We start from the raw sequence: 7,789 nt of genomic DNA on the forward strand, positions 1-7,789 counted from the left end.
AACGTTAAGTGGAGATGCAACATCCGAAACAGAAAAGAAAACTTGTAGTTCTGTTGGAAGTTCGTATAATGCTTCTGAAAAAAATATGTTCGAAGTTGTTTTGGAAACTATTACTGATGCAGAGAGTGATGCAAAATCAAGAGTAGGTAAACACAAGTATAAAAAGGTTAAATCAACTCAATCAAAGTGGGTGTTAGGCACAAATAATTATAATCAATCTTTGTTTAATAAAGATTATAAACGAAATAATGGCATAGATATCAATAGAACATGCTCTGAAGTGGCAACTACGATATTGACAGAATATTATAATAGAAAAGAAAAATGTGTAATAAGAAAAGGTGACAAGACTGGAAATTACGTTGATTGGGAACCATACTTTAATCAATATGTTAATATAGCTTATTATGATTTGAAAATATATACTCCTAGTGAGGGAACATATACGTCAAAAATATGTAAGTTGTTTAAACCGTTTTATAAAGAATATAAAAAAATATGAAAGGTGATAGAGATACATGGTGGATTACAGATACAGTTGAAAAATATCACAATAATGCTAAACCGGTTTTAGGTAATTTTACTTCACCTAATGGTGATGGTCATTCTATGGTCATTGCTGGTTATTATGATATAAAGGTTAGGTATAAAGATAAAGCAAAAGAGGCTTATAAATCAAAAATATATAGATATTATACGGTTAACGATGGATGGAAAATTTGCTATAAGGGAAATTATAGGATACAGTACATACGAAGTGATTATCTAAAAGGGATAGTTAAATTGTTGGATGATTAGTTAAAGGAGTCAAAATGAAAAAGAAAAAAATAATTATAATTTCGTGTATTGCAGTATTGATATTTCTTGTAGTGGTTTCGATAAGATTGTTTAGTGATGGTAAAAGACAGGTAGTGTATGTTAGCAACTGGGATGGCACAGATAACAGATATGCCATATGTGAGATTAATGGCAGTGATTCAGTAAATACCTGTTTTGGAGAGTGTTGGACCGGATTTACGACGGATATGACTTTGGATGAAATTGTTGAAACAAACCAAAAAGATTATATTAAAGATGTTACATATGTTTATGATGGATTGAAAAAAAGTGCAAAATTGTTTTTTCATGATAATAATTACTATGTCATTTACTATGAAAAAGAATTCAATTTATATTATGCAAGATGCTGCCATGGCATAATGCAGGATGAAGAATACAACATAGTTTATTTTCCATCACCTGTTGAAACTATTATCAGTAAGGATATTGCAGATAGTTTGAAAAAAGATGGTGAAAATTTGGTTAATGAGTTTTATGACTATTGTTCCTTTGATGAGGCATGTGATTTTTACAAGAGATATACAGGTAGCAATATAAAAATAAATAAAACCGCTCAAACAATTTCAGTGCCGGGATATGATGTTAGAAAAAATAATTTTATAGAAAATTATATTACAATGGATTGGAAAAATAAATTGTACATATATAAAAATCAAGATGGGAAAGATATTGTTTTTGATGGAAAATAAAAACAATATTGTTAAAAAAATTTACAATCAAGAGAAAAGAATATTTATATTTCTCTTGATTGTAGGCATTTCAATGTATTTTGAAAATGGATATTTTAATATTATATCTGCAAAAAAAAAGTATTTTTTATTTATCACAATTACTGATTTATTTTTGTTTAGTATTCTTTTTTTATTGTATGCACTATTAGATGGCGAGATAAATGTTAAATTGAATTTAATAGATTTTGGGGTAATATTGTATTTTTTTAACATTGTTATAGGCACAGCTATCTCTGAGGATTATTATATAACACTACTTGGAAAAAATGGGTGGGGACTTGGCACATATTTTGTTTCATTATGTATACTTGTATATTTTCAAATCTCATTATTCAAAAGTAGCATAGAGTACACTGTGAAAGTAATTTTGTTTGTTTCGATAATCGTTATGTTATTAGGAAGTATAAATATGTTAGGCATTGATCCTTTGGGAATGTTGAGTAATTTGCAAAGTGGTGATAAAGGAAAGTATATATCAACAATTGGAAATATTAATTGGTATGGAGAGTATTGTTCAATAATAGTTACATTATCAACAGTGCTTATAATGAATTCGGAAGAAAATTATAATAAGGCAATATTATGGCTTTCTTTCATTTTATCTTTTTTTTCGTGTATAATATGTACTAGTGATATAGGCATGGTAGGAGTTGCTGTTTCTTTCATCTATACATTTTTGTGGGGATTTAAAAGCGGAAAAATTAAAAAAAGTGGAAAAATTATAATTGTTATAGCTGGAATTTTATTGACAATAAGAATTTTATATAGTTACAAATGCTTGTATTATAGCCCAGAAGAATTGCAATTTTTTTTAGTAAATAAATACAATATTATTATTCTTATAATTTTTGGAATATTAGAGATGATTGATAAATTCCACAAAACAATTAAATATATATTGCCAATTGGGTTAATAATGATAATGGGCTTAAAATTCGACATAAATTTAATAAATAAATACTTTATTTTTGATGACTCATGGGGAACTAACAGAGGCTATATATGGAGATATACACTCAAAATATATAACAGTTTTCCATGGGAAAACAAAATATTGGGTAATGGGTTAGACAATTTTGGAACAGTTGCACAAAGAATGTATAAAAATGAATTATATATACATTTTGGGAAAAAATTGGTAAATGCACATAGTCATATATTTCAATTGTTAATAACAACAGGATTAAATGGCATAACGATTTATTACAGTGAAATAGTATATATTGTATATAAAAGCATAAAGATGAGAAGAAAAGAGTGTATAGCTGTTATTGTGTCAATCTTGACGTATTGTATTCAGGGAACATTTAACAATTTTCAGCCTGTCGGAATAGTTTTGTTTACTGTTTTGGTTAGTAGTGTCAATAGTTGTATTAAATATGGTGAATGTTAGTAAATTAGTAAATTTTAGAGTTATTTTATGTTTACTTTGTATGAATTGATATATATAATTAAAATATTTTGACAGAAAATAAAAGTTACAAGCCGGGATTTATTCCCGGCTTGTAGTCTTTATTTTTATGGTAGTGTATCACTTTATAAGATACTCATAAACCATTCCACTGTTTCAGGGTAAACGTCAAACCATGCGCCTACTATTAAAATGAACGCCGCTGGTTTATGAGCGGCGTGGTTCCCTGCATTCTTCCGGAAGACTCTCTGACCATGGCATTAAGTAGTCCAGCTTAGCAGTATCTATATTTCCTTTTTCATCACAATGTTTCGGTAATTCTGTGAGGATGTATTTAAAATAATAACACGGACGCAGGTTGTTAAGCTTTGCTGTTTCCGAAATACTATATACAAGTGCACTTGATGAAGCACCATTTGCTGTATTATGAAACATCCAGTTTTTCTTTCCGATACAGAAAGTCCTTATCGAACGTTCAGATGCGGAGTTATCAATTGGAACATCCGGATTATCAAGAAATACTTTTAAATACTTTTCCTGATTTATACTGTATTTCAGACCGTCTGCTGTTTTTCCTTTTGGAAGAACAGTTGTATCTGCCAGGATTTCCTTAACCCTCGCAAAGTAATCCTCAACAAGCGGATTAATAAATAACTGCCGCTTTTGAAGACGTTCTGCCGATGGGAGATTTTTTAGTTTCTCATCTTCTTCATAAAACTTTCCGATGCGTTCCAATGCCTGATATACGATAGAATTCTTTATGGCACCAGGTTTACTTTTGTCTGCAGCCTTTATTGCATCCGCATAATCACAACGTGCATGTGCCCAACAGTTAGCGTTTGTTACATCCGGAAGTTTTAACAGTTCCTGTCTCATCCTCTCCACAAATGGGGCAAAATATCTGTCCGCACACCAGATAATCCAGTTGGACATGGTCTGCTTTGAGATGTTGACGCCATTTCGTTCAAACTCCTGTGCAACCCTGTTCAGTGCAGAAGAATTCACATACTTTACATTTAGAATGGATGCCAGCAGGGATGGCGTAACAATACTGTTTCTAAGTAAGTCCTTTGGTCTTTTTCCACGAAGAAACTCATCCTGATGTTCACCACCCGTACCTACATACACCTCAACCGTATGCAGTTCAACAGTCTACGCTTCCGGTTCATGTCTGAGACGCTTATATGTCTCATCCGGCATTCTCCGCCAGTTACCTTTTCCATAGAATTGATCTAATTCTTCTTCGGAAACACGATAAGCCGGAATCACGTCAACAGGAAAGTTATTTAAATCAAGTTCACGCTGACCTTTTGTTTTCTTTTTCTTAGTTGTAACGACTTCTTCTATATCAGGCTCTTCTACAGAAGCGTCATATGCTGCATCAGCCTCATCAAAGAAAGACTGCTGGCCTGCAAGGATACTCAGTTTTTTAGAACTTTTACCAAAACGATGGCTGTTCGCTATGCGCACCTGTGCCCTCATCAGGCTGTCTCATGTCCGCTTCCGACATACTTAAATGCGAAATATTTGAATTGGAAAAATACAAAAATAAATCTCCGTTTTGCACAAAACTAAAATACCTTTTGAGGATGGACCTCTCTGATTTTCGGACGAACAGGATTGAGCCCCATCATGAGCATGTCGTACTGTTCCCGTGTAAGATTTACGGCTTCCTCCGGAGTACGCGGACATGAAAAAGAACCGTCCTCCAACCTTTTGTATAAGAGAAGGAATCCATTTCCTTCCCACAGAAGCCCTTTAATTCTGTCACCGCGTCCGCCACAAAATAAAAACAGGACATTTTTTCCAAAAGGATTCATGTCATACTTTGTGCCAATCAGCTGGGCGAGTCCATCGATACCTTTGCGAAGATATGTTCTGCCACAGGCAATCACAATCTTTGTAACACCTGTTGCTTCGGCGAGCATGACCAATTACCTCAAAAACTTTATTAAGCAGCGTATCCGAAACGGTATTTGAAACACCAATGGTTATGGAATCAGTACTGATGGTTATGTCTGGACGAAATGACAATTCATAAGTGTGTTTCGGTGCAGAATCGGCAAAAGAAACTTCTGCAAATGTCACCTCATTTCGTTTTGGTTGAACAGGCAGCGCGTTAGAAGTCATTGTAACCTCATAAGTTTCCTGTCTGATTTTTTTGAGCCAGTAATAGTAAGACTGCTCACTGATGCCATTTGCATCAAGCCACTGCTTGGCAGTCATTCCTTCCGGTCTTTGCATGCACTGCGTGATGATGTTTTTCCAGCTTTGTTTGCGAACTTCGCGTGTACATTTATCCATAGCTTTTAGCCTCCTATAAAAACTTTAAAAACTACATTGAGTTTTTAGATTTCTTATAGAATGGCATAAAGTCAATCATCTGTTAAGGCAGGTGGTTTGACGTTTACGTTTCAGGGTCGTGATGTGAGAAAAATAAGCTTTTTCCTGTATCAAGGGCTTCAAGAGTTGCCATATCATCATGAGATAACTGGAAATCGAAAATATCAAAATTTTCCTTCATACGGTTCTCATGTACTGACTTAGGAATTAATATAACACCGCTTTGAAGTAAAAATCTAAGGGCAACCTGAGCAGCAGTTTTGTTATATTTAGCATCAATTTCCTTAAGGGCAGGAGTATTGAAAAAGTCATTTCTACCTTCGGCAAAAGGTCCCCATGACATAATTTTAGTACCGTGTTTGTCCATATCTTTTTTTGCAATTTTCTGTTGCTAGAAAATATGGGTTTCCACCTGATTAACAGCCGGTTTGATTTCAGCAAAATGCTCAATATCCAAATATCTGTCAGGATAGAAATTAGATACACCAATGGCTCTTGCACACCCGGATTTGTATGCCTCTTCCATGGCTCTGTAGCTTCCGTAATAATCTCCAAAAGACTGATGTATAAGGAGTAAATCAACATAGTCGGTTTTCAGTTTCTTTAAAGACTCTTTAATTGAAGCCTTAGCTTTCTCATAGCCGGCGTTAGTAATCCAGATTTTAGTGGTTATAAATAAATCTTCTCTTGGAAGACCACATTTTGAAATGGCATTACCTACGCCTTCTTCATTGCCATACGCCTGAGCTGTATCGATGCTTCGATAGCCGATTTTAATAGCATCTAAAACACATTTTTCAGTATCCTCCGGCGGAGTCTGATATACGCCATAGCTAAGCATTGGCATTTTGACACCGTTATTTAAAGTAACATATTCCATAATAAAACCTCCTGATATAATATTTATTGCTTCCGGCTTTTAATTAAAAATATTGCGGTGAAACATTATTTACGTGAATAGTAAATATTATTATAATATGCAGTTTACACTGTAAAAATAAAATTATACAATAGAAAAAACGAAAAGAAGATTTCATAAAATGAATAGTGAGGAAAGATATGCTTAATCTGTCAGAGTTAGAACAGTTTGTTGCTTTTGCTGATAATGGAACCCTGTTAAGGGTGTCTGAAATAATGAATGTTTCCCAGCCTACTCTTACACGAAATATGCGTCATGTGGAGGGGGCATTTGGAGTTTCGCTTTTTAACAGAGGTAAAAATAAATTAGAACTAAATGATACCGGTAAAAAAGCGGTAGAGTATTCAAGGCAGCTTTTAGAATATGAAAAGAATGCTATATCAATGGTGAGAAATTACGAAAAGCAAATGCGTACAATTAATATTGAGTCCTGTGCACCGGCACCGTTATGGTCGCTGATACCTCAAATGTCATCAGATTATCCGGGAAAAACAATTTCTACCAAATTAAGTGAAATTCCGGATATTATTTCAAATGTTGAAAAGGGAGTGAGTCAGGTAGGAGTTTTACCATATTCCTATGTTTCAAAGGAAATTGGGGATAAGAAATATTTAGAAGAAAACCTGTATGTGTGCGTACCAAAGGATCATAAGTTAGCAACAGTAGATGAAATTACGTTTAATGAGCTAAACGGATTTAACTGTTTATTAAGAGATGAAATTGGATTTTGGACAGAGTTGTGTAAGGAAAAAATGCCGGCATCCCGTTTCCTTATTTAAAGAGATGAATTTGAGTTTCAGGAGTTGGTGAAAAATTCTACGCTTTTTTGCTTTACAACGAACCTTGCAGCATCGTACAGGGAAATGCTCAGTCAGAGAAAATCTATTCATATAACAGATAAAGAGGCAAATGTTACATATTATTTAATTAGTAAAAAGGGATTTTACAATATGATTTAAGGAGTGGTAAAGGTATTTGTTTTATGTGAGAATCTGGGAGGAGGGTTTGTAAATAACATTGAAACAGTTGAAAGCAGATATTTTGCAAAAGAGGAAATACCGGATAACTTAGCAGAAGAAAAAGTAAATCGTCAACAGATACTAATGTGTTTTGAAGCAAATGAAACTGCTCACTGGACAACAAAGTTTGATTAATGGTATTATATAGGCAAAGAAAAAACTCCTGATAGAATATGATTAATTCAAGGAGAAAAGAAAGAGAGGAAAAATATGAATCCATTAGAGTTAATGAAAGCAAAGGGAATGATACAGGACTTTGGACAAAGACATCCAATGATTCCAAAATTTTTCAAGCGTGCCAGTCTTGAAATAAAGGAAGGTACAATAATAGAAATGGTGGTTACTGCACCGGATGGAGAACCTATAAAGACTAATTTCAGAGTGCAGGCGGAAGATTTGGAACTTTTAAATAGTTTAAAGGGTATTAGTTAGTTTTAAAGGAGGAGAGTCATGAATAAAAAGTTTATATTTAAAGCAATGACAATTTGGGCTTTATGTGTTGTAATGTCAACACCGGTTGTGGCTG

11 protein-coding genes and 1 pseudogene are annotated in these 7,789 nt (G+C 33.7%); 7 read left to right on the forward strand and 5 right to left on the reverse strand.

The features are described from left to right. The 4 genes from Q5O30_RS04700 to Q5O30_RS04715 all read left to right on the forward strand — a co-directional run. Window positions 1-502 (forward strand): hypothetical protein (locus Q5O30_RS04700; protein ID WP_302674586.1); only part of this gene is annotated, 502 nt, incomplete at its 5' end. Continuing rightward, window positions 499-798, forward strand: coding sequence for a hypothetical protein (locus Q5O30_RS04705; RefSeq protein ID WP_021952601.1), 300 nt, complete (start codon window positions 499-501; stop codon window positions 796-798). The genes Q5O30_RS04700 and Q5O30_RS04705, both read left to right, overlap by 4 nt. Window positions 799-812: 14 nt before the next feature. Continuing rightward, on the forward strand, window positions 813-1,529 hold the full coding sequence (locus Q5O30_RS04710) for a hypothetical protein (protein ID WP_021952602.1): 717 nt from the start codon (window positions 813-815) through the stop codon (window positions 1,527-1,529). Next, a complete protein-coding gene (locus tag Q5O30_RS04715; protein WP_302674587.1) occupies window positions 1,498-2,964 on the forward strand; it encodes an O-antigen ligase family protein in 1,467 nt (488 codons plus the stop codon). The genes Q5O30_RS04710 and Q5O30_RS04715 overlap by 32 nt, the downstream gene beginning before the upstream one ends. 225 nt (window positions 2,965-3,189) lie before the next feature. On the opposite strand, the gene Q5O30_RS04720 is transcribed toward Q5O30_RS04715, so the two are convergent. The 5 genes and pseudogenes from Q5O30_RS04720 to Q5O30_RS04735 all read right to left on the reverse strand — a co-directional run bounded on the left by Q5O30_RS04720 (window position 3,190) and on the right by Q5O30_RS04735 (window position 6,205). Continuing rightward, window positions 3,190-4,110 carry a transposase gene (locus Q5O30_RS04720; RefSeq protein WP_021952604.1) on the reverse strand — a complete coding sequence of 307 codons (921 nt, stop codon included), beginning with the start codon at window positions 4,108-4,110 and terminating at the stop codon, window positions 3,190-3,192. A 24-nt stretch (window positions 4,111-4,134) separates the two neighbouring features. Beyond that, window positions 4,135-4,452 (reverse strand): transposase, encoded by a 318-nt coding sequence (locus Q5O30_RS04725; protein ID WP_021952605.1) that lies wholly within the window; start codon window positions 4,450-4,452, stop codon window positions 4,135-4,137. A 101-nt stretch (window positions 4,453-4,553) separates the two neighbouring features. After that, on the reverse strand, window positions 4,554-4,910 hold the full coding sequence (gene tnpB, locus Q5O30_RS11700; protein WP_370553105.1) for an IS66 family insertion sequence element accessory protein TnpB: 357 nt from the start codon (window positions 4,908-4,910) through the stop codon (window positions 4,554-4,556). Beyond that, window positions 4,804-5,286, reverse strand: coding sequence for a hypothetical protein (locus Q5O30_RS04730; RefSeq protein WP_021952606.1), 483 nt, complete (start codon window positions 5,284-5,286; stop codon window positions 4,804-4,806). Before Q5O30_RS04730 ends, tnpB begins: the two co-directional genes overlap by 107 nt. A 103-nt stretch (window positions 5,287-5,389) precedes the next feature. Further along, window positions 5,390-6,205: pseudogene (locus tag Q5O30_RS04735) on the reverse strand (aldo/keto reductase). A 167-nt stretch (window positions 6,206-6,372) separates the two neighbouring features. Between Q5O30_RS04735 and Q5O30_RS04740 the strand changes: the two are divergent. The 3 genes from Q5O30_RS04740 (at window position 6,373) to Q5O30_RS04750 (ending at window position 7,695) form a co-directional block, all read left to right on the forward strand. Beyond that, on the forward strand, window positions 6,373-7,023 hold the full coding sequence (locus Q5O30_RS04740) for a LysR family transcriptional regulator (RefSeq protein ID WP_302674588.1): 651 nt from the start codon (window positions 6,373-6,375) through the stop codon (window positions 7,021-7,023). Window positions 7,024-7,206: 183 nt separating this feature from the next. Further along, window positions 7,207-7,398, forward strand: a complete 192-nt coding sequence (locus tag Q5O30_RS04745) for a hypothetical protein (RefSeq protein WP_302674589.1) — start codon at window positions 7,207-7,209, stop codon at window positions 7,396-7,398. A gap of 75 nt (window positions 7,399-7,473) precedes the next feature. Beyond that, on the forward strand, window positions 7,474-7,695 hold the full coding sequence (locus Q5O30_RS04750; protein ID WP_021952610.1) for a hypothetical protein: 222 nt from the start codon (window positions 7,474-7,476) through the stop codon (window positions 7,693-7,695). Window positions 7,696-7,789 lie beyond the last annotated feature (94 nt).

This window comes from Eubacterium sp. CAG:161 (assembly GCF_000432355.1).
In the GTDB taxonomy this organism is placed as follows: Bacteria; Bacillota; Clostridia; order Lachnospirales; family Lachnospiraceae; genus Eubacterium_G; species Eubacterium_G segne.